This window comes from Lysinibacillus sp. 2017 (assembly GCF_003073375.1).
GTDB lineage: Bacteria > Bacillota > Bacilli > Bacillales_A > Planococcaceae > Solibacillus.
The window spans coordinates 2,362,742-2,388,991 of sequence record NZ_CP029002.1 but is presented as its reverse complement, the minus strand read 5'-3'; the positions used below and the strand labels follow the sequence as shown (position 1 = coordinate 2,388,991).

The following is a 26,250-nucleotide window of genomic DNA, read 5'->3' as shown; positions in this document are numbered from 1 at the left end:
TAGAATTCGACACATATGGAACAGGTGGCTAGGTAGAAGTGAAAGATTTAGCCTAAGAGCAAGTTTCCTGTTTTGCTAGAGTCCTTGATATTTATGAAAAGTAGTACTACAGGCAAGTAGATAGAGCGGAGTGAGAGTAGATGGAGAAGAGTAAAGGACAGTGGTCAAGTAAGTTAGGATTCGTATTGGCGTCTGCAGGTGCAGCAATCGGATTAGGTGCGATTTGGAAAATGCCATATGTAGCCGGGCAAAGTGGTGGCGGCGCATTCTTTTTAATTTTTGTAATTTTAACAGTTATCATTGGTTTACCAATGTTGTTATCGGAATATATTATCGGACGAGGTTCACAAAAAGAGGCAGTAACTGCTTATAAAGTATTAGCACCGAACACTAAGGCGTGGGCTTGGATTGGTAAGCTAGGCATTATCGGTTGCTTTTTATTATTATCGTTTTACAGTGTAGTTGGTGGATGGATTTTTGTTTATAGCGGCGTTTCCGTTGTGGGAAAAGTCATTGAACCTACTGTGGGCGCAGGTGCGTTTTTTGATCAAGTTACAGGGACACCGTGGATTGCTTTACTGGGTTTAGCATTATTCACAATTGCGAATATAGTTGTTATCGCACTGGGTGTTCAAAATGGCATTGAAAAAGCAAATAAGTTTATGATGCCGCTGTTATTTATTATGTTCTTTGTTTTAGTTATTCGCGCGGTCACTTTAGATGGTGCAATGGAAGGCATTAAGTTTTTCTTATATCCTGACTTTTCGAGTATCACAGGGGAATCGATTTTATATGCATTAGGGCAATCGTTTTTTGCTTTGGCGGTTGGTTTTTCATGTTTAGTTACATATAGCTCGTATTTAAAGAAAGAGGTCAGCTTACCGAATTCTGCGGGTTCAGTTGTAGGCTTAAGCATCTTTGTATCGTTTTTAGCGGGCTTAGCAATATTCCCAGTTGTTTTTGCGTTTGATATGGAAGTCACAAGTGGACCACCATTATTATTTATGGTACTACCAGCAGCGTTTTCACAAATGCCATTTGGTGAACTATTTTTAGCACTGTTTTTATTATTATTTTTATTCGCAACGTTAACATCGGCCTTTAGTTTGTACGAAATTATTGTTGCAGCTGTCATTGAAAAATGGTCAATTTCACGCGGCAAAATCGCGACGTTAATTGGGATACTCATTTTTATGGCATCAATTCCGTCAACGCTTTCTTATAGTAGCTTATCGGAAGTGGAGATTTTTGGGCGTAGCATTTTTAATTTTACTGATTTTATTGTCTCGAATATTCTACTACCAGTTGGAAATTTACTAATTGCGATTTTTGTTATGCATGTGATGGACAAGAAGATCGTGAGAAAAGAATTACTTGAAGGCAGTAAATTGGGCGAAGGCTTTTATAAAACGTACCGCTTTTTAATGACATTTGTTGTCCCCACTGTCATAGTCATTGTGTTAGGTTATTTAGTATTCCAATATTAAAATACCGTAAAAGAAAATCGAATATTGACTCGCGTACATCTCTAATTTATAAATTAGGGATGTTTTTTTATTAATAATGTTGAGTTTTTTGTAGTATTTTAGTTTTTGTGAGTTAATTAGACCTAAATGTGTTTAATATATAAATATAATAGTCCTATAAAAATGTAAAAAAATGAGGCAGCACGTGCAGGGGAGAATGGTAAAGGTTTTGCTGTTGTAGCTAACGAAGTAAAGAAACTTGCAGAACAAAGTGCGGTCATTGCAACGGATATTACGGCGGTCACACAGCAATTATTAGATCGCGCAAAAATCGCCCAATCCCAATCGCATGAAGGGAAAGAAGCGGTTGTGTCAGGTGTTGAGACCTTAGAAGAAATTAAAACAGCTTTTGATGATATTAAGCTATCGTTCAATGAAATCCAAAAAAAATTATCAACGAACATGACAACAATCATTGAAACAAATGATATGGTTGAAAATGTGATGACGCAAATGGAAAGTTTAGCACATATCTCTGAAGAAAATGCGGCAACTACTGAAGAAATTGCTTCATCGATTTATGAAGAAAATGAAATGGTGAAATCGATAACTTCTGCTACAAATGACATGAAGCAGTTGCAAGAAGAATTGAGAGCGTTAACGACTTCTATAGATTTATAAGTTAGTTTATATTGGGATATTGGAGACGTACCAACCCAAACGAAAAGGCTTGCATTCGATTTTTCATATTGAAAAATCTGTATGTAAGCTCTTTTTTGTTTTACAATAATAGTAAATAATTTGATGGAGGTTAAAGATGAACTATTCATTTAACAAATTATCAATTTCAGAGCTAGATGAAGCGGCTCAGTTTATTGCCAATTTAAATTCGAAAGAAACACATCATATTGGCTATTGTGGCACAGAAAAAGACGACATTCTAAAAGCGCTTAAAGAAGATTTCATACATAATTCAGAAACGACAGTAGTTGCATGCTTCTTAGAGCAGACACTACAAGCAATCATTGGCTTAGATATCGATGAAGATTGCGCTGAAGTTTGGGGCCCTTTTTCGATAAATGAAGATTTAGAGCGACAGCATCAATTATGGGGATTTCTAATGGAGCAATTTCCAGAGGTTACGCAATTCCAATTTTTCATCAATGAACATAACATTCTTCAACAGCAATTCATGAACGAACTTCAAACGCAAAAGACGGGTGAACATTTGTATTTAGAAATTATCCGAGATACTTTTGAACCTGTAACTACTATTTTAAGCAAATCATATGAAGAGCAAGATTTTGCAGAGTTTACACATATCCATACAGAAGCCTTTCCAAAAACCTATTATAATGCAGCTACCATTTTACAAAAAATCAAACGTAGCAATACCAATAAACTTAAGTTACTAAAGTCATCAGATGGCGTTACACAGGGCTATGTCTATTATGAAATAGACTTGGGTGAACAGACTGCCCATTTGGAGTATATTGCGATTGCATCCGAATATAGAGGGTTAGGGTTAGGCACGACATTATTAAGAGAAGTATTAACAGATATCTTTTCATATGAAGAGGTAAAAGGAATTACATTAACAGTAAATCATACAAACGATCGTGCTAATTATGTTTATTTGAAAGCGGGATTTCAAAAGAAAGCCATTTTATGGAGCTTTGAATGGAACAAAGACCATCACACTAATGGAAAGTGAAAAAACAACTTTGGGATTATTTGACCAACCCGTATTTGAGAGGAGAAAACTTCTTAATTTTACTGAATGAATGTGTTGCAGTCGGAATATATTTAAGTTGGCATGTTACTTACAATGGAAATCTGTCATCTGAAGCTATCCTTAAAAAATTTTTAGAAAGCGAGTGGCTTATAGATGTATAAATTTTATGGGGATAAAGAAAGCGACAAAGTTATTATTGCCATCCCAGCACTAGGTGAAAGAAAAGAAATGTTTCAGCCTTTAGCAAATGAAATGAATGACTATCGTTGGCTTGTATTTGATTTACCAGGAAATAATAAGCAGCAGTTAAACGATTATTCCATTCCTAGTTTTTGCGAATTTATGAAGCAAACGATGGAATTACTACATATTAATCAGGCGCATTTTGTGGGAAATTCCTTAGGCGCTTGGGTTATTCAAGCATTTGCGGCCGTTTATCCGCAATCTGTACAGTCACTTACATTATTAGATGGAGGACATTATTTTCTTGATGAACGAAATGAAGACCATGAAGATGTAGAATTGCCTTCAAATATTGAAGATTTTGAAGATATAAGGGTGGCAGTCCGAGAACTCACATATGCAATGCCACATTTAGAAGAAGAGGCTTATGCTAATTTTGAATCATATACCCTCAATAACTATATCGAGCAAGGTGAATTTTATGCGCACCATTGCAATGAGGTTGCGTATAATGCCCTTTCAAAAGAGATTTCGACCGTGGATTATTGTTTAAAGAAAACAACACTGCCGATACATTTACTCATTGCTGAAGCTTCAGCGGATGAACTATCAGTTGAAAAATCACGATTATTTAGTAAAAGATATGAGCAGGCAACAGTAACGAAAATAAAGAATGGACAGCATTACCTGCCCTTAACAAATACAAAAGCGGTATCCGAATTTTTAAAGGAAGCGTATCAAGCTTTTAATAGAGTTGAATAACCTCTTACTTTCAAAAAATAAATAATTGAAAATTCAATTTCTAATGATATAATAATTGTAATATATTTGAAGGGATGATGATGGGACAATGATTAAATAATTCTATTTTACACGTAAAATGTATATGCATTTTCACATAAAATAGGATTAGTCTGCCCACTTATTACCTTTATCATGCCGTTTTCTTGGCTTATTTGATAATGAATTCTAATCCTTCTGAAGCTTTTTCAGGAGGTTTTTTATTTGTCTATGCGTATGCATTCAAACCAAATGATTGGAATGATTGTATGCAATATGAAACAAAAATCATCTCCAATTCCCTAAGTAATCAATAAAGTTGGAGGTGGCAATAGTATGCCGATAGAGATTAAAAATATGAATTTCGGATTTGATGCGCTGGATGAACCGATATTTCAAAATGTAGATTTAAATATAGATACAAAATGGCGTCTTGGTTTAATTGGAAGAAATGGACGTGGAAAAACTACGCTATTAGACTTACTGATGAAAAAGTACCCTTATGAAGGTGAAATACTTTGTGATGTGGAGTTTGTTTACTTCCCGCAAACGATTGTAAATAAGGAAAGCTTAACATACTATGCGATTGATGAAGTAATGCCAGTTGAATTATGGAAACTAGAGAGAGAATGCCAATACCTGCAATTAGATAAAGCGATTTTATGGCAACCATTTGAACAATTATCTGGAGGTGAGCAAACCAAAGTGTTGCTAGCAGCACTTTTTTGTGAAGAATCTCGCTACCCCCTTCTTGATGAGCCAACGAATCATTTAGATATTCAGGCAAGAACTATTGTCATTAACTATTTGAAAAAGAAAAAGGGCTTCATTGTAGTAAGCCATGACCGCACTTTTGTCGATGAAGTTGTCGATCACATTTTGGCTATTGAAAAAAGCCAATTAACGATTTTTAAAGGTGATTTTTCTACTTACGAGCAACAAAAGGAACATCAGGATCAGTATGAATTAGAACAAAATAAACTATTGAAATCAGAAATTGATCGGCTTAAGCAAACAGCAAGGGAAAAGTCTGATTGGGCCATCAAAAAGGAAAAACTATCAGGCAATGACCCCTTTGGAAATGCACAGGCTAAGCGGATGATGAAACGATCGAAAGTAATTGAAAAACGTATGAACTTCAAAATTGAAGAAAAGACAAAGCTACTTCACAATATTGAATCTGTCAGCTCATTAACAATCAATTGTCTATTCAGTCATCGTAATCCTGTACTTAGAGTGAAAGATTTTTCATTAAGTTACGGTGAAAAGCCACTCTTTCAACCGATTACATTTGAACTCTATCAAGGTGAACAAGTCGCACTTGTTGGACCGAATGGAAGCGGTAAATCTTCGCTATTAAAATACTTGATCGATCAAAGTTTTTCTGGGTCAATTAGCGGTGAGGTTATACTTCCACATGGATTGACGAAAAGTAATATTCGCCAAATTCACAATGACAATACGGGGTTATTAAAAGATTTTGCTGTTGAAAATCAACTTGATTACACGCTATTTTTAAATAATCTCCGTATTCTAGGGTTTGAACGTGATGTGTTTAATGTTCCAATTGAATATATGAGTAATGGGCAACAGAAGAAGGTCGAATTTGCCAAATCATTAGGAACATCCGCAGAAATGTTTATATGGGACGAGCCGTTAAATTATTTGGACGTGTTTAACCACAAGCAAATTGAAACGATGGTTCTTGCTTATAAACCTACCCTTTTATTTGTTGAACATGATCAAACATTTCTTTCAAAGATTGCGACAAAAACGATAGAAATTATTCCTTATTAAATAGAATCAAAGAACAACTGATAGAATCAAGCCCAAATGAGATTGTTTCTTTCGATTGGGCTTGATTTTAGGGAAAGGTGATTCTAAATTGAAAGTCATTCGTCTTTAACGTTAAGGAGGGGAAAGTGTGCGACACCAAGTTTTTGATGCCCATTATGAGGCTGTTTATAAATACATACGCTATTTAACGAATGATGCAGAGTTGACACATGATTTATTGCAAGAAACCTTTTACCGATTTTATCAAAAAAATTATATCGAGCATGAACGTACCTATTTATTAAAAATTGCACGAAATCTTGTGTATGACCATTATCGTAGGAAAAAATTGATTTCGTTTTTTCAGTTAAAGACAGAACCAATCGCTAATATGAAATTGCCTGAGGAAATTATTGTTCGAAATGATGAGGTACAGAAGCTTTATGCTGCGCTCCAAAAAATTAAATGGAATTACCGTGAAGTAGTTGTGCTGCGTTATATCGAGGATTACTCGGTGAAGGAGACAGCTGAAATATTGAGGTGGAATGAAACGAAAGTAAAAAATAATACCGTGCGCGGGTTAAAAGCATTACATGAATTGTTAGGAGGGGAAACGAATGAATGAAAAAGAGCCATTTATAGCATTGCGGGACATTGAAATCGACATAGCAAAAAGAGAGCAAGATTTTGATCGGATTGAGCAACGCGTTAATCAAAAAGTATTTCATTGGCAAATTCCTGCCGTTGCGTTTGGCATCGCGTGCATCATTTTCTTCCTCTTAGTCTCTATGCCGGTACAGGATAAACAGCTTGTACAATCAAAAGATGAAAGGCAAATGGTAAAGACTTTATCATTTGCTGGTGATGGGGAACCGAATTCTCGCTGGCAACTAGGAGTTAATGTGAAAACAGATAGCGAATCTATTGAAAAAATGGAACGGTTAATCGACTATTTAGTGCCAATTGATCAGCCGCAAGGAACTCGTGAAATCGAACAATCGTTGAAAATTCTTTACAGTGATGGTTCAATCGAACGCTGGCAAGAAATTCAATTTAGCGGGAAATGGACGTTTTATGATGTAAATCAGCAACAGTATTTTGAGCTACCTAAAGACTACTATTTTTATGCGAATTTTTTAATGATGTATAACTGGAATGACAATTCTTCTTCACTTTTTGCTATTTTAGCGTTCTGTATTGTTATTGGCTTACTGCAAACCTTCATTCAAAAGAAAATCAAACAAACTACACTTGAGTACGGTAAAGATGGCGCACATTCAACCTATTGGCAAACAGTAAGTGTCATCTTAGTAATTATTTTGGTAGGGGCACTCTTTTTTAGCGTAGAATTATTACATTTTTTAGTTGTGGTGCTTTTATTATTTGTGTCGTTTTTAATTAATGTATGGCTTGAAAACAAAAATGGCAACAACAACTGGCGCAAGTTATCTTTACTTTGTAATATGGCGTTTCAAACGGGCGTTATGTATGTCACATTTATATCGTGGCTTTAAGAATTATCTTAGCTATATGTCTTTCAAATGTAATGGTAGTGACTTGTTAATTGTGAATATTCATTATTGGTGTTGGTGAGAATAGTGAACCAACGAGGCTCTCTTTAAGGAAATATTTAGAAGGAACTAGTAGTCTTCCTAAAGTTATCAAAGGGAGAATTGACCAAACTGTTTAAAATCGTGTGAAAAAGATAGAAGCTTTTTTATATGGTAAAATCATTAGTAGTTAAATTTTTGCTTTTTTCTTGCTATTTTAAAAACTGGTATTCAAAATAAAGATAAATTTAACATTACCAGATTTATAAGAAAGGGGCGTGAATCTTTGTCAAAAATAATTATTATAGAAGATACGGAAAAGATAAGAGAGGAACTGAAAACCTTTTTAATCAGATATGGGTATGAGGCTGTTGCGCTAACGAATTTTGAAAATATAATTCATGATACGCTAAAGGAAAAGCCGAATCTAATTCTTTTAGACATTAACCTACCTATAACGGATGGATACTATATTTGCAGAGAAATAAGAAAAGAATCTGCTGTACCTATAATTGTAGTGACGAGTAGGGATAACGAAATGGACGAACTCATGAGTATGAATTTAGGGGCGGATGATTTTATAACAAAACCCTATAATACTCAAATTCTTCTAGCAAGAATTGAAAGTATATTAAGAAGAGTTAATGGAGTGACTAATCAGGATACCATTGCGTATAATGACCTAAAGTTAAATTTATTAAATGGGTCGGTTACGTATAACGACCAGACTGCGGAATTAACGAAAAATGAATTAAAAATACTTTCTTGCTTGATTAAAAGTAAAGGGAAAATCGTTTCAAGAGATGATTTAATGGACTTTATGTGGAATGCCGATGTTTTTGTAGATGATAATAACTTATCTGTTAATGTCACGAGGCTTAGAAAGAAACTTGAAGGATTAGGGATGAAGGATAATGTAGAAACTAGACGTGGATTAGGGTATATACTTCCATGACGCTAAAAGAGTATTTAAAAGATAGAACGTTATTCTTGCTCATCAATTTTATAGTATTCATCATCATTTGCGGTATTATGTTAATAACGAATATAAGCAGCAACATCATTCTCCTGGTTTTCTGTATTTGGTTTTTCCCCATCCTTACGTATATCATGCTAGAGTTTTTTAAACAGAAAATGTTTTATAACGAGTTAAACAGTATAATGGACAGTTTAGATCAAAAGTATCTATTGTCTGAAATTATGAAAGAACCTGAAAATATAGAAGGTAAGCTTTTATTTGATATATTGCGACAGACAAATAAGGATATGCATGAGCATGTAAAGAGCTATAGAAATCGAGAAAATGAGTATAGGGAATATATCGAAACCTGGGTGCATGAGATCAAAACGCCCATTGCATCAACAAGGTTAATAATCGAAAACAACCAAAACGCCATTACTCGAAATATTCAAGATGAAATAAAAAAAATTGAAGCCTATATAGAACAGGTTCTATATTATTCAAGAAGTAATCATGTCGGTAAGGATTATCTTATTAAAGAGGTCTCTTTAGCCGATCTGGTTAGACAAGTTATCAAGAGAAATTCGAGAGACTTTATTAGCAAAGGGATTACAGTCGATATAGAAGCAGTAGAAGGAATGGCGTACAGTGATGCGAAGTGGCTGGAATTTATAGTAAATCAACTCATTGGAAATGCGATTAAATACACTAGGGAACGTGATGGAAAAGTAACTATTCATACGATTAGAAATGAAAACAATATCGTACTTACCATAGCGGATAATGGCATAGGTATTATAGATAAGGATATAAATAGAGTTTTTGAAAAAGGATTTACTGGAGAAAATGGACGAAAGTTTGGCGGGTCCACTGGCATAGGGCTTTACTTGTGCAAAAAACTTGCAGAGCAGCTTGGTCTAGGGCTTACGTTAACCTCTAAAGTGGGAGAAGGAACAAAGGTTAGTATTACTTTCCCCTTAGGTAGTGTTAACTTAATGAACTAATTCATATTAAAATGACGGATTTATGGCTGTGTCTTATTGGCTGTAAATCCGTCATTTATTTTAGAATAAAGAAAATATAAAATTTTAAGTTGGAATAATGTTTAGCTTCAGCTACCTAGCCCCTCGGAAACTCCAGCTTCTTTCGGGGCTTAGCGAGGGTGCTTGCGCTTTTCTTTATAACCTTGCAAAAATGTAACGTTAATAAAATATAAACTAATATGTCATCACCTTTCCCACTGATAAAATGAAAACAAATAATACAGTGGGAGGAATTAGAGTGGAGCAACTAGATCTGAAAAAAATATTAATAAAGGTAGTTGGGATCATTGTTATATTAGTAGGCGTTTACTTTGTTTATGAATACGTTACTGAACCAAAAATAGTAGATGGTGTTGTGTCAAAAAATGTCGATGATAAAGGAAATCCTGTAGAAGTAACGGCCGAGTTTTCGCCAGAGGATGAGATTTATTTTTCTGCTAAGAGAAACAGATTCTGGATCAAAAATGCAGAGGTCGTTTGGTACAAAGATGAAATCGCTACAGCGAATAGAATTTACGTTGAGGAAAAAGTGAAGGTTAATAAAGCTGGGTATTTTTCTGCGAAGCTATCCGTACCAGAAGGTCTTGAAGAAGGTCATTACGGTGTTACTATTTATGTAGATGGGAAAGAAATTATGGAAACAAAAGACGAGTTTGATGTGAAAAAGTAGAAGGTGTTGGGGAAGGAACAAAGGTTAGTATTACTCCCCCCTTAGGTAGTATTAACTTAATGCGGTAATATATCTTAATGACGGATTTATGGCTAATGTATGTATTAGCTGTAAATCCGTTTTTTTAATCCGTGGGGCTTAGCGAGGGCGCTTGTGCATTTCTTTATATCCTTGCAAAAATGTAACATTAATAAAATGTAAACCAATAGGTCATCACCTTTCCCACTGATAAAATGAGTACAAATAATACATGGGGGGAATTGAGATGAAATCGTTAGGGATGGAAAAAGTAGTGACATTGGTAAGGAATTTTATTAAATGGTTCAATTGGAAAAGGGTAGTACTATTGTTGGTAGGAATTGTCATTTTGTCAGTGGGTACTACCAATCTGTATGGATACGTTACTGAACGAAAAATCTTAAATGGTGTTGTGTCAAAAGATCTCAGTGACAAGGGAATGCCTGTAGGAATGACTATGTTCACTCCAGAGGATACGGTTTATTTTACTGCAAAGGGGAACCAATTTTGGATTAAAAAAGCAGAGATTGTATGGTATAAAGGAGAAATAGATAGAAAGAACAGAATTCATGTTGAGAAAAATGTTGCGCTTAACAAAGAGGGCTATTTCACTGCTAAGTTACCAGCCCCTGAAGGTCTTGAAGAAGGACATTACGGTGTCACTATTTATGTAGAAGGTTCAGACTTTATGCAAACAAGGGCCGAATTTGATGTAATAAAGTAGAAAGTGGAGGTAGCAAACAATGCACACGATATTAAACGTCGATAAAATTGAAAAATATTATGGAAATAAGGGCAATATTACAAAAGCTATTGATAATATAAGCTTTGAGGTAAGTGAGGGAGAATTTGTAGGCATAATGGGTCCTTCAGGTAGCGGTAAGACTACTATCTTGAATTGTATTTCAACGATTGATAACGTTACAACTGGCAAGATTATTATAAATAACAAAGATATTACGGCTCTTAAGAAAAAAGCTCTAGAAGCATTTAGACGTGATGAACTCGGCTTTATATTCCAAGATTTCAACCTTCTTGATACACTGACTGCTTATGAAAATATTGCTTTAGCTCTAACGATACAAAAGAGGGAAATAACTGAAATAGATAACCTGATTAAAGATGTTGCGAAAAAACTCGGAATTACCGAGATACTTAGCAAGTTCCCGTTTCAATTGTCTGGGGGGCAAAAGCAAAGAGTAGCATGTGCAAGGGCTTTGGTTACGGAGCCCTCTCTTATTTTAGCAGATGAACCTACGGGCGCCTTGGATTCAAAATCTTCAAGATTACTATTGGACTCATTTGAAAAGTTGAATAAAGAATTTCATTCGACGATCCTCATGGTTACTCATGACTCCTTTACAGCAAGTTATGCTCATAGAATTTTGTTTATAAAAGATGGTAAGATTTTTACTGAACTAATACGTGGCGATGATACGAGAAAGGAATTCTTCAATAAAATAATTGAAGTGGTTACTTTACTTGGAGGCGATGTAGGCCATGTTCTTTAAAATAGCAATCAACAATGTCAAAAGAAGCTTTAAGGATTACACCATATATTTCCTCACATTGACCTTAGGCGTATGTATATTTTACAGTTTCAATTCAATTGAAGCGCAAAATTCAATTTTAGAAATGAATAAAGATCCCAATGTTATTTTAACATTAAATAAACTGATGGCTGGAACATCTGTATTTGTATCAATGGTTCTTGGTGGGCTCATCATTTATGCCAATAATTTTTTAATAAAAAAGCGAAAAAAAGAATTAGGTATCTACATGACATTAGGCATGCCAAAAGGTACAATCTCTAAAATATTGCTTTTTGAGACCCTTTTTATCGGTGTGATATCCCTTGTGGTTGGACTTGGGCTCGGGATAATCGTTTCACAAGGAATGTCAGTCATTACGGCCAATATTCTAGGCTTTGATTTGAAGAAATTTAAGTTCATTATTTCATTTGGTGCAATGATTAAAACGGTCATTTACTTTGGCATCATTTATCTTTTAGTAATGGGCTTCAATCAGGTCACAATTTCAAAATACAAATTGATTGATATGTTAAATGCAGCAAAGAGAAATGAAAAAGTTAAGTTAAAAAATTCTTTTATATCAATCCTTATATTTCTGATATCTGTAGGGTTATTAGTAACTGCTTATAGTAGGATTCTAAAGAGCGGTATAAATGCTGAAGTTAATGAGTTGTTAATCACTGTCATACTAGGCGTGGTTGGAACACTGTTTTTCTTTTTCAGTCTCTCTAGTTTCTTTATCCATGTTGTGCAAAAGAACAAAAAAATCTATTTAAAAGATATAAACATTTTTGTAATAAGACAAATCAATAACAAAATCAATACGAATTTCCTGTCTATGACTGTTATCTGTCTAATGCTTTTTTTAACGATTTCACTGTTATTTACGGCGTTTGATTTAAAAGGGAGTATTGATAGAAGTGATAAAACTTTTGATGCTTCAGCAGTGGTGTTTGTTCATAATGAAAGGGAAGATCCTAAGGACAATGATATCGAAGAATTTTTAAATAGAATTAACTTTAAATTTGAACCTTATGAGAAGCATGCTTTTTATGGTGAATATAAACTGAATGTTACGCCTGAAAACATGTTATCAAAGTATTTAACTGAGCAGGAGCGAATCGAATTAAAGGGAAGTGTATTTTATGACTATCCGATATCTGCCATAAAAATATCGGATTATAATGCAATGATAAAACTTAAGGGACAGGAGGCTATTGATTTAAAGGGAAATGAGGTTTTGGTTGTAACTAACTCCGAGGGGACAGATCAGGTTTTTTCAAACGATACAGGAAGGGAAAAGATTATTCATATAGAGGGTAACACCTATACCATCAAAAATGAATCTCCTATAGAGGAAACTATAAATATTGCTGTTCTCAATCAATTCTTTTATCTGATTATTCCTGATAACTTCGCTGGAGGTCTACAACTAGAGGTTTCAGGCGTTAATGTAAAATACGAAGATAAATATTCCGACAAGTCGGACGAGAAATTCATCAAGCTATTCAACAAACTTGAAACAAAGCAATATAAAGACGTCTCTTCGGCTTCGGTTTATGGGCGTACCTGGGACCAAGTACAAGATAGAAAGAATGGTGCAACAGCATTAATTGTATTTCTCGGTCTATTTTTAGGTCTTATATTTATCATCACGAGCGCGGCCGTTTTGGCATTGCAACAGTTATCTGATGCAAGTGATAGCTTGGAACGATATAAGTCTCTAAAGAAAATTGGTGTCACTGAAAAATTAATTAACAAAGCCATATTGAGCCAAACCTTCATCTATTTTATGGCACCGTTAAGTCTAGCGATTCTTCATTCAATCATTGGAATAAGTGCCGTTAGGGAATTATTTAATTTTAGCTACCAAAGTATAATAGTTAGTGTTTTATTCCTTGCAATAATATATGGCGGCTACTTTTACGCAACGTATATCGGCATTAAGAATATAGTTAAAAATAGTAATTAGTTTTGCAAAGGGGCTGTCCTGGAAATATTTCGGGACAGCCCCTTTGCGATGAGGATGGTGAGAATTTATTCTGACCACCGAAGGAGTACCGCCTTAAGCGGATAATTAATACTCAAGTAATGATTTTTCTGGAAATTTACATCTTCCTTGACAGCCCCATTTTTAGTGTGAAGTATATTTTTTAGGTAAGTGGGTAAATAACTAAAAGAATGACTTTATTGAAGTTATTTACTAATACTTATCCAGCAGGAGGGAACTGTTTGAAAGCAGTAACATATCAAGGTGCAAAAGATGTGCAAGTAAAGGAAGTCCCAGATGCAAAAATTGAAAAACCAGATGATATTATTGTCCGCATTACATCTACTGCTATTTGCGGTTCGGATCTTCATATTTTCCGTGGATCCATTCCGACAAAAGAAGACTTTGTCATCGGGCATGAACCGATGGGTATTGTGGTAGAGGTTGGTCCTGAGGTAACGAAGGTGAAAAAAGGTGACCGCGTTGTTATTCCTTTTAATGTGTCTTGCGGGGAATGCTTTTACTGCCAAAATAAAATGGAAAGTCAGTGTGATAATTCAAACGATAATCCAGAAATTGATTCGGGTGCTTATTTTGGTTATACGGAGCGCTACGGTAATTTTCCAGGGGGCCAGGCTGAATATATGCGTGTACCATATGGGAATTTTATCCCGTTTAAAGTACCAGAGTCCTGTGAGCTAGAAGATGAAGCATTGCTATTTATTTCGGATGTGTTGCCGACTGCTTATTGGAGTGTGGAGCATGCTGGTGTCAAAAAGGGTGATACTGTTATTGTAATAGGATCGGGGCCCGTTGGATTAATGGTACAGAAATTTGCATGGATGAAAGGTGCAAGTCGCGTGCTAGTCGTAGATCCACTTTCTTATCGATTAGAACATGCAAAGCGTACAAATAATGTAGAAATATTCAATTTTGATGATTTTGATGACATTGGCGGACATCTACATGAAATTACGCGAGGCGGTGCAGATGTTGTTATAGACTGTGTAGGGATGGACGGTAAAATGTCACTGCTTGAGAAGGCGCAGCAGAAGCTGAAGCTACAGGGCGGAACATTAAGTGCTATTCAAGTTGGCATTAAGGCAGTAAGGAAGTTTGGGATCATTCAACTAACAGGTGTTTACGGGGCCATGTACAATATGTTCCCCCTTGGCAATATGTTTGAGCGCAACGTGACATTAAAAATGGGACAAGCTCCTGCTATTCATTACAGTAAGATGCTTTATGATATGGTTGCCCAAGGGAAAATTGACCCAACAGAGATTATTACACATAAAATGCCACTATCAGAGGCAAGTGAAGCATACCGTATGTTTCATGATCATGAAGACCAAAGCATTAAGTTTATCCTAAAACCATAATACAATAGTGCATTATCAGTGCGAGAATCTCCCCGTAAATCTTTTTCATGATGTATCCAAATATAAAAGAGTAGCCAATAAAACGGCTACTCTTTTTAGATTGCTGTATAGGTAAAGAAATTTTTATATAATAGTTACATACATATTTTTAAAATATATACTAGTAACCGGTATTAAGGAAAGAAGCTCCAACAATAACTAGCAGAATGAAAAGGACAACTAAAAGAGTAAAACTTAAACCTTGGCCGTATCCTCCACTACCGCCGCCGCCGTTATCATACCCAACTGAACCCATATAAATCACCTCTTTTATTTAGGATTAGTTCAGAATATGTAAGAAATATTAATACGTATGGATGTTTGTAATAGAAAATTTTTTATTATTGAAAAGTTATTAAAAATCGGAATGATAATTCTTTGCGCTATTCGCTCATCTAAATGGATATTACCAAATCGGGGACCAGGTTTTTAAAAAATGAAGAGCCCGTTCTTTGCCAATACCTATTAATTTTTGCTTCTCTTCATCCCCCATATCAAATTGGGTGGCACTATACATTTCGACTGGAATAAAAATGATGTTCCTCTCATGCCTTCGTCCGATATATCGATTGTCGTGTGCATTTTTCATCGTTGAAAAGAGGGCTTCAAATAGTTGAATCGCATTATTAATTTTATGCGGTTCCATTTCATCACTAGCACTACTTAGCTTTATCCCAATAACAGGCCTTATTTTGAATCCGTTATCATAAATCCAGAGTGGAAAATTGCTCAATACACCACCATCCACAATAACACATTCCTTTTGGCCATCATTTAAATAAACGGGCTCAAAGAAAAAAGGAAGTCCGCAACTCATACGTAACGCGCGAGAAACTGGGAATGAATTGCCATCAATTCCGTATTGATGTAAATCGTCTGGTAGTACTAGAATTCTACCATTCGTTAAATCAGAAGCAACGAGCTTTAATGCACCGTTTGGTAAATCACCAAATGAATAGATGCCTTTTGTCGATAATTTTTGAAGGAACCATTTTTCTAACGACTTTCCGCGATACATCCCAAATCGCATATATAAATTGACCCATTTTAAAAAGGGCATACCGATACATATTTTCGGTGGATCCAGTAATACTTTCAAGTTAAGTTCATCAAAAATGTCTTCAAGCTCTTGTGCATTAAAGCCCGCAGCAATAAAGGCTGCTAAAATCGCGCCAGCACTCGTGCCAGCTACGCGCTTAAATTGTATCCCGCGTTGCTCTAACATCTGTAATGCTCCTACGTAAGCAAATCCTTTAATGCCCCCGCCAGAGAATACCCCGTCAACCTCCATTTGTTTTCCCCTTTAATTCTTTTTTACACTGTAAGATTAAAAGAATGCGTTTAGAACTAAAAATTTAAGGGTTCCTATCTTCCATTTCTTCCTTGCCAATGTATGACTTAATAGTAGAAACTATATGAATTGTCGAACATTAGTACACTTATCTTGACAGAAGTCTCAATCAGAAGTAGTATATTTTGGTTGCGAAAAATAATATAAATTAATATTTATTTGATATGCTATTCGACAGTAAAATCTCAATTTAATAGAAGTAAATAAAGTAGGTGCAAAATGAAAAATTTATTTAGTAAAAAATCTGAACGAGCAAACAACTTCTTATGGATATATTCAGTAGCTGTTTTGATGTTATGGGTAAAAACATACGTAACTCAATCAGCACAATTTGACTTAGGTGTAGAAGGATCTCTTCAACAATTCCTTTTAATACTAAGTCCTCTAGGTTCAATCATGCTATTTTTAGCATGTTCATTTTTATTTAAAGGGAAGAGAAAATATTCGGCGTTAGTCATCTTATATACGCTTATGTCGATCCTTTTATATTCGAATGCGGTTTATTACCGATTCTTTAGTGATTTCATTACGTTGCCAACCATTTTCCAAACACAGAACTTTGGGGATATAGGTGGAAGTATCGTTTCATTACTAAAACCATATGATATTTTGTTCTTCTTAGATGTAATTGTCATGTTTTACTTACGATTCTCTCGTAAAATTCAAAAAGAAACAAATCGTATTGGATTCAAAAAAGCAATTGCCATTATTGCGATGGCATTTATCGTATTAATCACAAATTTACAATTAGCTGAAGCGGATCGTCCGCAATTATTAAGTCGCGGTTTTGACAGAACTTATATTGTGAAATATTTAGGTATGTATAACTATGTGATTTATGATTCAGTTAAAACAATAGAAGCATCATCAGAACGTGCTTTAGCGGATAGTAGTGATATTACAGAAGTAATCAACTATACAAAATCCAACTATGCCGAACCAAATGCACAATATTTTGGCGCAGCAAAAGGAATGAACGTTATCTATTTACATTTAGAGTCATTCCAAAACTTTATTTTTGACTATAAATTAAACGGTGAAGAAGTGACACCATTTTTAAATTCACTAGCGAAAGATGATAATACATTGTACTTTAATAATTTCTTCCATCAAACAGCTCAAGGTAAAACATCAGATGCAGGGTTTATGTTGGAAAATTCATTATTTGGGTTACCACAAGGATCGGCTTATATTACAAAAGCACAAAATACGTACCAAGCAGCACCTAGTATTTTAAAAGATCATGGCTATACATCAGCAGTCTTCCATGGGAATAACGGAAGCTTTTGGAATCGAAATGTTATTTATAAATCATTCGGATATGATAGATTTTATGATGCAAGTTTCTATGACACAAGCTCTCCAGAGGACATGGCTGAATATGGCTTGTTAGATAAACCATTCTTTGAACAATCAACAAATCTTTTACAAGCATTACCACAACCGTTTTATACGAAATTTATTACGGTAGGGAATCACTATCCGTATAAAATGGATCAAGATTTAGTAACAATTGAAAAAGCTCAGACTGGCGATGCGTCTGTTGATAATTACTTCCAAACTGCACGTTATGCCGATGAAGCAATCGAACAGTTTGTCAATCAATTAAAAGAATTAGGTTTATATGATAATACGATGATTGTTCTTTATGGTGACCATTATGGTATTTCTGAAAATCATAATAATGCGATGGAACAAATTATTGGAAAAGAAATTACACCATTTGAAAGTGCTAATTTACAACGTGTGCCATTATTAATCCATGTTCCAGGAATGCAAGGCGGAACAAAAGATACTTATGGTGGTCAAACGGATGTCCTACCAACAGTGTTACATTTATTAGGAGTCAATACGCAAAACTTTATTCAATTTGGTTCAGATCTACTATCACAAGAGCATAGTGAAATTGTTCCATTTAGAAATGGCGATTTTGTTAGCCCTACGATTTATTCAATTAATGAAAAATTTTACGATAATCAAACTGGTTTGCTATTAGATGATAGTCAATTAGATTTGGCAAATGCAATCAAAAATAAAGTGGATGAGAAATTAAAATTTTCCGATAAAGTAGTGAATGGTGATTTATTGAGATTCTATACGCCAACAGGATTTACACCAGTGGATCCTTCACAATACAATTACAATAATGATGCAACTGTTGAATCTGAATAATTTTTAAATTTAATGGCAGTTCAAGAAGATGTGTTTGATATCAAAGAGTGTTTGAGCCAATTGCTTATTGATAACTTACCTTCATCTTGAACTGCTTTTTTTATGCTGATGTACTTTGCGCGGATTGAGAAATAAAGAACAAGTAGTGAAGATTTTCGATTTCATTTTTCGAATTACTTTTTTTCATGCCTAATTTGTAATATGATTAGACTAGTAAAGAAGCATGCATCATAAATAAGTGCGATTAGATAAAAAATAATGATTAATAGAAGTGATTTTTAAAGATCAAGGAAAGAGGCACATTATGAACAAATCATCCATTTATGGATTAACATTAGAGCAACTGAGGGAGTGGCTTGTAGCACATGGTCATAAACCATCGAGAGCATTGCAAGTATGGGATTTTCTTTATAGAAAGCGTATAACGGATTTTTCGGAGATGAAAGATGTAAACCCGGAATTTGTGCAGCTACTAGCAGATAACTTTGTCATTCAAACATTAACACAACATGTTAAACAAGAGTCTGCGGATGGAACGGTTAAATTTTTATTTAAATTAAAAGATGGCAGTTTGATTGAAACAGTTATGATGCGCCAAAAATACGGCTTATCTGTTTGTGTTACGACACAAGTGGGCTGTAACATTGGCTGTAGTTTCTGTGCAAGTGGAATCATCGCAAAAAGCCGTGATTTAACAGCTGGAGAAATTGTCGAGCAGATTATGAATGTGCAACTTCATCTAGATCAATTAGGCAATGATGAGCTAGTAAGTCATATTGTTGTAATGGGTATTGGCGAGCCATTTGATAACTTCGTAAATTTATTAGACTTTTTAAATGTCGTGATGGATCATAAAGGCCTAGCGATTGCGGGTAGAAAAATTACTGTATCGACAAGTGGAATTATTAACAAGATTTATGACTTTACGGATGCAGGATTACCAGTAAATTTAGCGATTTCTTTACATGCGCCGAATAATGAACTGAGAACGCGCATTATGAAAATTAACCGTGCAATGCCAATTGAAAAATTAATGGCGTCATTGAAATATTATTTAGAAAAAACGAACCGTAGATTGACGATTGAATATATTTTATTAAAAGATGTAAACGATCATAAACAAGAAGCAATAGAGCTTGCAGAACTATTTGTTGATATTAAAGATCAACTGTATGTCAACTTAATTCCGTACAACCCAGTAGATGAACATAGCCAATATCAAAGAAGTGAACAAGCATCGGTGTTAGCATTCTATGATACGTTGAAAAAGAACGGCGTCAATTGTAAAATCCGTCAAGAACACGGTACGGATATTGATGCAGCATGTGGTCAGCTACGCAGTAAACAGCTTAAGAAAGATGCTGTACAATAAATTAAAAATAAATTTTTAATAACAATGAAGCAGTATCTTCCATCGCTTGTGGGAGATGCTGCTTTTTTGTTTTTACAAAAGTAACTGAATACAGGCTAGTTAAATGACAAAAAGATTAGGCGATTGCCTCAAATGAAAATAATAAATTATTATGTTTGGGTGCGCACCTCCACTATTTTTCCCCATATGCTATTCAAAAAGGGAGAAGGAAAAAAGTGTGGCGATTGAGTTAGTTGCACTCCATTGGATATATGTTTTATTTATTGTTCTCATTATCGGTTTTATGGTGAGACGATTGGATACATCACTTATTTGTATTTTAGGGATTTTCATTATTGCATTTGTGGCAACAGGTAATCTTACTGCTTCAATTAGTGGTATTTTTTCGAGTTTTATTTATGCGATTACGGAATTGTTATCGACCATCTTAATTATTTCAATTATTGTTGCAATGAGCCGAGTATTATCAAAAACGGGTATTAATGAAGTAATGATTGCACCGTTTACGAAAATTATTAGAACACCAACACTTGCCTATTGGACGATTGGGATATTGATGATGATTATTTCTTGGTTCTTCTGGCCATCACCAGCTGTGGCACTTTTAGGGGCTGTTTTATTGCCAGTGGCGATTCGCGCGGGACTTCCTGCACTTGGTGTTGCAATGGCCATGAATTTATTTGGCCATGGTATTGCTTTATCAAGCGATTTTGTCATTCAAGGCGCGCCGAAGATTACAGCGGATGCAGCGGGAATTCCAGTAGGTGATGTTATTTCGGCAAGTATACCGCTTGTTATTGTCATGGGCGTAGTGACGACCATTGTGGCATTTATAATGTTGAGACGTGATATGAAGCGCGGGAAGATGGACATGGTAGGTTCCTATGAAGGAAATATTGATGTGGAAACACCAGAGGATTTACTAACGCTCACGCAAAAACGATTCTTTGCTATTTTAATTCCTGTCGCGTTTCTATTAGATGTTGTAGCAATGGCTGTGTTCAAGCTACAAGGCGGCGACGCTACCGCCTTAATCGGAGGAACGGCCGTATTTATATTGCTTTTACTATGTATGGTTGCACATAAAAAGAAGGGCTTAGATGAAACGACCAATTATTTCATAAAAGGTTTCCAATTTGGGTTTAGGGTGTTTGGTCCAGTAATACCGATTGCCGCTTTCTTCTATCTTGGGGACTCTGGATTTAACGCGATTATTGGGGATTATTTACCGAAGGCATCGAATGGAATTGTCAATGATTTAGGTGCATCCTTAGCTGCAGTCGTACCCATAACAAAAGAGATTGCGGTTGTGACATTAACAGGTGTTGGGGCGATTACAGGACTTGATGGTTCTGGATTTTCAGGCATTTCATTAGTCGGTTCTATTGGGAATCTATTTGGTACGGCGATAGGTGAGGGGACAGCTACATTAACCGCACTTGGTCAAATAGCCGCAATCTGGGTTGGTGGAGGAACTTTAATTCCTTGGGCGCTTATACCAGCTGCAGCAATTTGTAACGTAAGTCCGTTTGAGCTCGCGAGACGTAATCTTGTTCCAGTTATTATTGGGTTAGTGGTTACAACGATTGTTGCGATGTTTTTGATTTAGTTGAAATACTGTATAGATAAATAACGATAAGCAGCTACATTAGCTATGATTAATGTAGCTGTTTTTTATTGTATTGCAGAGAGTAATCGCGACTTCCGAATTGCAGATGGAGAAGTGTCACTTAGGGCATTTGTCTACAACTTTTTGGAAGTGAGTGCAATGAACGGGCAAGCCGTCCAATCTACATGTAGATTGTTGACGAATCAAGCCTTCTAACTATCAATATATGAGCACGAACAATGTTTTAGGAAAGGGGGTAAGCTCAATGGTAGGTATTCTCGTTTTGCCTAAACGATAAGTTGAAGGAAGCGTTAAAAATCTCGAACAGAAGCAAAAAAGTAGGCCTACGATTGGATTATATTAAACAGGTAGAATACCGCAATTTAATGTACTGGATGAGCTGTGATACTTGCAAAAAACGAGCTATATTTGGGGAGGGTTAGTATGTGATATGGTGAACCGTATCATAAGTAAGTGCGGAAAAAACTATTCAATTTAGGTCTAAAAAATCCTACTACACATTAAAAATTTTGTAGTAGGATTTTTCGTTAAAGATGTAATGTAATGTAGGTTGTTAATAGTATAAATAATAATAACGTTTCTAGATTGGTGAAAATCATATTGTTTTTGAATTTAGAGAGAACCGTATTGGAGTGGAGAAGGCTTTCTTTAACGGCAAGGGCAAAATAATAAATTATGAGCAGGCTGAATAAAAACATGAAGCTAGCAAAAACATGCTCGCCACTTTGCCAAAATGCAATGCCGAGAAAAAGTGACCATATACTTTTAAATACATTTGCTATGGCTTCGAAAGGCTTTGAAATTGCTGCAAATAAAAAATCACTCGTAGCATTAAAAGTAGCATCTCTCGAGGTTTGTTTAATAACAAAAATATTATGTCCAGCTTGAATAGTCATTGTGATTAGCTGCATGAAAACATAGAGTAAACCAAATATCGTTCCGGCTAATAATATGGAAGAGTCTAAGTAGAGATATAATGCGATAGGTAGCGGCATCCAAAAAGCAAATTTTAAAGCCATTATTGTATGTATTAAGGCATATTCATTTCGGCTTACTAGCTGTTTATGAATAACAATTAAAATTAAAAATAGAAATAGTCCGAGCCAACTAAAGATTACAGAAGATATGAGCATAAATCCTCCTAATGAAGAAGTATTTTAAGTTCGTTTCATTCTAGTTGTCTAATTAAAATTTCCCAATTATTTCTCTAACTGCAAAATTACCTTCGTGAAATCTTTAAAATCATTAATATGCTTCTCTAAAATAGCTTGTAAAATTTCCAATTCAAGCGATTGATAGTCGTGTACAGCGATGTTACGAAAGCCTACCATGTTCATCAATGTTTTGGCTAATGTTGCATCAAGTAAGCCAGCCTCCTGTAGCAGCTTAAATCCTTCACGGCTTGCTTTTGGAACGCCTAATTTTCGTTCACTAACAATGTGCATGGCTAAGTCAATACTTGCCTCACACGCACGTTGAATATTTAAAATAATGCTATCTTGCTTTGTGAAATCTTCTAAATTTTTTGGGTTGCCGGCATACACCTCATGAATTCGATTCACACAGCGTTCGATTGTAGTCGTCTTATTTAAGATTACATCATTCATCTCCAAAAACACTCCCTCTTTCTTTTATCGCTTCAATAATGGGTGCCCGTTGCTCGCTTAATGTAGCATACATACTATATGCACGCATTTTTTGACGCGTAAATTCATTTGAGTTTTGAATATAAATAGGGGTACCGTGTTCGAAAATTTGCATCGTAAATACGGTGTCAATTTGTTTTAAGTCGATTAAATCGACCTCTCGATTTGCAATAGCTGCCAATTCACCAGCTAAGTTATAACGTTCATATGATGATAACGAATGCTTACTAAAATAAGCTAAATCAATATCACTATCTTCACGAGCATTACCTTTTGAGAAAGAGCCAAATAAAAGTATGAAATCTGGCTGTGTATGCTGCTTTAACATTTCAATTAATTGTTGCTGCAATTCTTCCGATAACATTCGCATCACCATCCTTTTCTATATTATAAACGTTAACGGAAAAAACCGCACTTATACTTATTACGGTGAACCGTATCATAAATAAGTGCGATTTTTTCTGAAATACAGAAATAGCATCATCCCCTATTGATAGGAGGGTGCTATTTTTTTAGATAGACATTTGTTGTATGAATGCTTGTTTTTGTTCTTGAAGTGTTATTAGTCTCTGTTATTCTAAATAATTTTTTTGAAAATTTATTTGTAAAGTTAGTAATTAATATTTGTTCATTATTAGAGAGAATGTAAATTAAGCTTTTTTTCCATCCTTCTAAATTTAAATATCATCTTTTCAATATGAACCCTGTGTTTGCTTAGAAAATAATGAAGTACGGCTTCATCAAAGGTGCTTAAGAACCTATCAACATTGACATGTATATATTAATTAAAGTACGATGAAAATACTTGGAAATTTATAGGTTATTTGTAAATGAAAATTTACGTAGAACGAACTACTGCAAACAATTAAGATTACAGATTGAAAAACATGCAAACGAAAAGTAGTGTGATTTCATAAAGATGGACATATTTAGTTTCCAAGCATTAGATTTTTAATAAAAGGTTGGAGAAAAATGAACAGTAACAAGTATAAAGATTATTTTACAAAAGACTATTTGATGGGGCCAAATTCGATACGACTTCTCGAGGAGCTCCTAGTTAAAAATCCAGATGCCATAACGGGTGGAACAATTCTTGATCTTGGCTGCGGTAAAGCACTAACATCGGTTTATATTGCCAATGAAACGAATGCAAATACTGTCTATGCAACAGATTTATGGATTTCTGCAACAGAAAATTGGGAAACAATACAAGAGTGGAAGCTTGAGGATAAAATGATTCCAATTCATGCGAACGCACTAGACTTACCTTTTGCGAATGATTTTTTTGATGCAATTGTGAGCATTGACTCTTACCATTATTACGGCTGTGAGGAAGAATTTTTTGCGAAAAAAATGCTTCCCCTTTTAAAAAGTGGTGGGTACGCACTAATTAGTGTTCCTGGTTTGAAATCAGAGCTTGAACAAGTACCAGAGATTATGAATGAGTGGCTTGAAGATGCTGTTGATACTTTCCACAGTGCAAATTGGTGGGGAAAACATATTCAACAAGGCTGTGATGATTTAATCGAGGTGACGGTATATGAATCGGATCAATTCGAAGTGTGTTGGCAGGACTGGATAAATACGGGGAACGAATATGCGTTAAATGATGCGAAATTTTTAAACCGTGGCTTAAATGAGTTATTAAACTTTGTCATGATTGTTGTTCGTAAAAAATAGTAACCGTTCAACTAATATAAAAAACATAAATGCTTTTAATGACATGCTTCCCAGTTTGCGAGAACAGCTTTTTTTTAGAATGGACATATAACCCAAATGCCATAGCAGGTAATACATTAACAATTAATGAAACAAAAGTTGTACTTAAGGGTATTACTGTCAGTGGTAAAATGATGCGAGAACATCGCAATTTAAAATCGCACTTAACTACATTACGCAGAACCGTATCATAAGTAAGTGAGGTTTTTTATAATATAAGACAGTCTACGAATTAAAAGTAGACCGTTTTTTATTTATTGACATGGAGTTCACTCCATCTTTTATAGTGAAGATATTATAGGGGTGGGGTGGATTAAATGGTGATTTTAACTTATATATTGATTGGGTTATATGCATCTTTAACAGGGATAGCAGGGATCAAACAGTGGAAGGACCTAGGATATCATACACGAGCTTTCTTATTTGTTATTACGTCAATATGCATAATTTTAATTTTATTTATACAAAATAAAGACTTGTTATTTATTTTGTTAATTGTCGCATTTGTAGTACTCCATATGTTGACGATTATTCAAGGGGTGGTAACAAATGGGAGAATTAATTATAGTCACCATATCATCCGCTTCATTTTCCATAGTATAATTATTCTAATGGTTTATAAATTTATAAAATAGTAGGTGGTAGTGGTGAAAATTGGTGAATATGCGGATCTTACCGGGATTAGTAAGGATACTATTCGTTACTATGAAAAAATAGGTTTGTTGGAGCCAGAAATAAAGAATAAACATCGTAATTATAAAGATAATGACGCAATTTTAATAAATACCATTATCAAACTTAAACAAACTGGATTTTCATTATTAGAAATTAAAATACTTTTTGATTGGTCAAAAAACTTAGATCAACATAAAAAGTTAACACAAATGGAAATTCAAAATGTTCTTCAAATTAAAGAGATATTCCAAAATAAATATGCGCAAATTGAACAACAGGAAAATCATATTAAACAAATAAAACAAGTATTATTAAATGCAAATCATAAAATGGAGCAGCTCTTAGAGAGAAATAAAGGTTAGAAGTTTTAATCTTTAATAGAGTATGTGAAAAAACGCCCTTAGCTATGCTACGTTGAACCGTATCATAAATAAGTGAGGTTTATGAAAAAAACCACTAGAGAAAATTCTAAGTGGTTGCTTGTTTTATCAGGTGTTTTCAAAAACTAGGCAATATTTAACGGTGGCTACTATCACTTAGGTCATGAATCTAAATTAAGA

At 34.8% G+C, this 26,250-nt stretch carries 24 protein-coding genes and 1 pseudogene; 20 read left to right on the top strand and 5 right to left on the bottom strand.

The annotated features are described in order from the left end of the window. The first annotated feature begins 140 nt into the window (after nucleotides 1-140). From DCE79_RS11605 to DCE79_RS11540, 15 genes and pseudogenes are all read left to right on the top strand, one after another. Nucleotides 141-1,487 carry a sodium-dependent transporter gene (locus DCE79_RS11605; protein ID WP_108713202.1) on the top strand — a complete coding sequence of 449 codons (1,347 nt, stop codon included), beginning with the start codon at nucleotides 141-143 and terminating at the stop codon, nucleotides 1,485-1,487. 186 nt (nucleotides 1,488-1,673) lie between these two features. After that, nucleotides 1,674-2,147 (top strand): annotated as a pseudogene (locus DCE79_RS11600) (methyl-accepting chemotaxis protein); the annotation flags it as partial. 136 nt (nucleotides 2,148-2,283) lie between these two features. Continuing rightward, on the top strand, nucleotides 2,284-3,180 hold the full coding sequence (locus tag DCE79_RS11595) for a GNAT family N-acetyltransferase (RefSeq protein WP_108713201.1): 897 nt from the start codon (nucleotides 2,284-2,286) through the stop codon (nucleotides 3,178-3,180). After that, complete coding sequence (locus DCE79_RS18525) at nucleotides 3,177-3,362, top strand: hypothetical protein (RefSeq protein ID WP_159083101.1); 186 nt, start codon at nucleotides 3,177-3,179, stop codon at nucleotides 3,360-3,362. Before DCE79_RS11595 ends, DCE79_RS18525 begins: the two co-directional genes overlap by 4 nt. Then, nucleotides 3,355-4,146 (top strand): alpha/beta fold hydrolase, encoded by a 792-nt coding sequence (locus DCE79_RS11590; RefSeq protein WP_108713200.1) that lies wholly within the window; start codon nucleotides 3,355-3,357, stop codon nucleotides 4,144-4,146. The genes DCE79_RS18525 and DCE79_RS11590 overlap by 8 nt, the downstream gene beginning before the upstream one ends. A gap of 354 nt (nucleotides 4,147-4,500) precedes the next feature. After that, nucleotides 4,501-5,961: a ribosomal protection-like ABC-F family protein gene (gene abc-f, locus DCE79_RS11585; protein WP_108713199.1), complete on the top strand. Its 1,461-nt coding sequence runs from the start codon at nucleotides 4,501-4,503 to the stop codon at nucleotides 5,959-5,961. A gap of 127 nt (nucleotides 5,962-6,088) precedes the next feature. Further along, nucleotides 6,089-6,565, top strand: a complete 477-nt coding sequence (locus DCE79_RS11580) for an RNA polymerase sigma factor (RefSeq protein ID WP_108713198.1) — start codon at nucleotides 6,089-6,091, stop codon at nucleotides 6,563-6,565. Next, nucleotides 6,558-7,454, top strand: coding sequence for a hypothetical protein (locus DCE79_RS11575; RefSeq protein ID WP_108713197.1), 897 nt, complete (start codon nucleotides 6,558-6,560; stop codon nucleotides 7,452-7,454). The genes DCE79_RS11580 and DCE79_RS11575 overlap by 8 nt, the downstream gene beginning before the upstream one ends. A gap of 322 nt (nucleotides 7,455-7,776) precedes the next feature. Continuing rightward, the gene (locus DCE79_RS11570) at nucleotides 7,777-8,445 is read left to right on the top strand and encodes a response regulator transcription factor (RefSeq protein ID WP_108713196.1); all 669 of its coding nucleotides are present in this window, start codon (nucleotides 7,777-7,779) and stop codon (nucleotides 8,443-8,445) included. Next, the gene (locus DCE79_RS11565; RefSeq protein WP_108713195.1) at nucleotides 8,442-9,455 is read left to right on the top strand and encodes a sensor histidine kinase; all 1,014 of its coding nucleotides are present in this window, start codon (nucleotides 8,442-8,444) and stop codon (nucleotides 9,453-9,455) included. The genes DCE79_RS11570 and DCE79_RS11565 overlap by 4 nt, the downstream gene beginning before the upstream one ends. A gap of 277 nt (nucleotides 9,456-9,732) precedes the next feature. Continuing rightward, entirely contained in the window at nucleotides 9,733-10,164 is a 432-nt protein-coding gene (locus DCE79_RS11560; protein ID WP_234417258.1) for a hypothetical protein, read from the top strand. 265 nt (nucleotides 10,165-10,429) lie between these two features. Further along, entirely contained in the window at nucleotides 10,430-10,906 is a 477-nt protein-coding gene (locus tag DCE79_RS11555; protein WP_234417257.1) for a hypothetical protein, read from the top strand. 19 nt (nucleotides 10,907-10,925) lie between these two features. Next, nucleotides 10,926-11,693 carry an ABC transporter ATP-binding protein gene (locus DCE79_RS11550; protein WP_108713194.1) on the top strand — a complete coding sequence of 256 codons (768 nt, stop codon included), beginning with the start codon at nucleotides 10,926-10,928 and terminating at the stop codon, nucleotides 11,691-11,693. Next, on the top strand, nucleotides 11,683-13,686 hold the full coding sequence (locus DCE79_RS11545; RefSeq protein WP_108713193.1) for an FtsX-like permease family protein: 2,004 nt from the start codon (nucleotides 11,683-11,685) through the stop codon (nucleotides 13,684-13,686). The genes DCE79_RS11550 and DCE79_RS11545 overlap by 11 nt, the downstream gene beginning before the upstream one ends. A gap of 260 nt (nucleotides 13,687-13,946) precedes the next feature. Next, nucleotides 13,947-15,086 (top strand): zinc-dependent alcohol dehydrogenase, encoded by a 1,140-nt coding sequence (locus DCE79_RS11540; RefSeq protein WP_108713192.1) that lies wholly within the window; start codon nucleotides 13,947-13,949, stop codon nucleotides 15,084-15,086. 160 nt (nucleotides 15,087-15,246) lie between these two features. Here DCE79_RS11540 and DCE79_RS11535 read toward each other — a convergent pair whose 3' ends face one another. Next, entirely contained in the window at nucleotides 15,247-15,381 is a 135-nt protein-coding gene (locus tag DCE79_RS11535; RefSeq protein WP_108713191.1) for a YjcZ family sporulation protein, read from the bottom strand. Nucleotides 15,382-15,531: 150 nt separating this feature from the next. Then, nucleotides 15,532-16,416: a patatin-like phospholipase family protein gene (locus DCE79_RS11530; RefSeq protein ID WP_108713190.1), complete on the bottom strand. Its 885-nt coding sequence runs from the start codon at nucleotides 16,414-16,416 to the stop codon at nucleotides 15,532-15,534. A 279-nt stretch (nucleotides 16,417-16,695) separates the two neighbouring features. Between DCE79_RS11530 and DCE79_RS11525 the strand changes: the two genes are divergently transcribed. From DCE79_RS11525 to DCE79_RS11515, 3 genes are all read left to right on the top strand, one after another. Continuing rightward, a complete protein-coding gene (locus DCE79_RS11525; protein ID WP_108713189.1) occupies nucleotides 16,696-18,648 on the top strand; it encodes a lipoteichoic acid synthase in 1,953 nt (650 codons plus the stop codon). Between the two features lie 304 nt (nucleotides 18,649-18,952). Next, nucleotides 18,953-20,020 carry a dual-specificity RNA methyltransferase RlmN gene (rlmN, locus tag DCE79_RS11520; protein WP_108713188.1) on the top strand — a complete coding sequence of 356 codons (1,068 nt, stop codon included), beginning with the start codon at nucleotides 18,953-18,955 and terminating at the stop codon, nucleotides 20,018-20,020. 217 nt (nucleotides 20,021-20,237) lie between these two features. Continuing rightward, a complete protein-coding gene (locus tag DCE79_RS11515; protein WP_108713187.1) occupies nucleotides 20,238-21,629 on the top strand; it encodes a hypothetical protein in 1,392 nt (463 codons plus the stop codon). A 548-nt stretch (nucleotides 21,630-22,177) separates the two neighbouring features. On the opposite strand, the gene DCE79_RS11510 is transcribed toward DCE79_RS11515, so the two are convergent. From DCE79_RS11510 to DCE79_RS11500, 3 genes are all read right to left on the bottom strand, one after another. Continuing rightward, nucleotides 22,178-22,669 (bottom strand): hypothetical protein, encoded by a 492-nt coding sequence (locus DCE79_RS11510; RefSeq protein ID WP_135841914.1) that lies wholly within the window; start codon nucleotides 22,667-22,669, stop codon nucleotides 22,178-22,180. A gap of 180 nt (nucleotides 22,670-22,849) precedes the next feature. Next, entirely contained in the window at nucleotides 22,850-23,257 is a 408-nt protein-coding gene (locus tag DCE79_RS11505; RefSeq protein WP_108714486.1) for a type VII toxin-antitoxin system HepT family RNase toxin, read from the bottom strand. Next, complete coding sequence (locus DCE79_RS11500; RefSeq protein WP_108713185.1) at nucleotides 23,250-23,660, bottom strand: type VII toxin-antitoxin system MntA family adenylyltransferase antitoxin; 411 nt, start codon at nucleotides 23,658-23,660, stop codon at nucleotides 23,250-23,252. The genes DCE79_RS11505 and DCE79_RS11500 overlap by 8 nt, the downstream gene beginning before the upstream one ends. A gap of 608 nt (nucleotides 23,661-24,268) precedes the next feature. Between DCE79_RS11500 and DCE79_RS11495 the strand changes: the two genes are divergently transcribed. Together DCE79_RS11495 and DCE79_RS11480 are read left to right on the top strand one after the other, a co-directional pair. Next, a complete protein-coding gene (locus tag DCE79_RS11495; RefSeq protein ID WP_108713184.1) occupies nucleotides 24,269-24,976 on the top strand; it encodes an SAM-dependent methyltransferase in 708 nt (235 codons plus the stop codon). 686 nt (nucleotides 24,977-25,662) lie between these two features. Next, complete coding sequence (locus tag DCE79_RS11480; RefSeq protein WP_159083100.1) at nucleotides 25,663-26,052, top strand: MerR family transcriptional regulator; 390 nt, start codon at nucleotides 25,663-25,665, stop codon at nucleotides 26,050-26,052. Nucleotides 26,053-26,250: the final 198 nt, after the last annotated feature.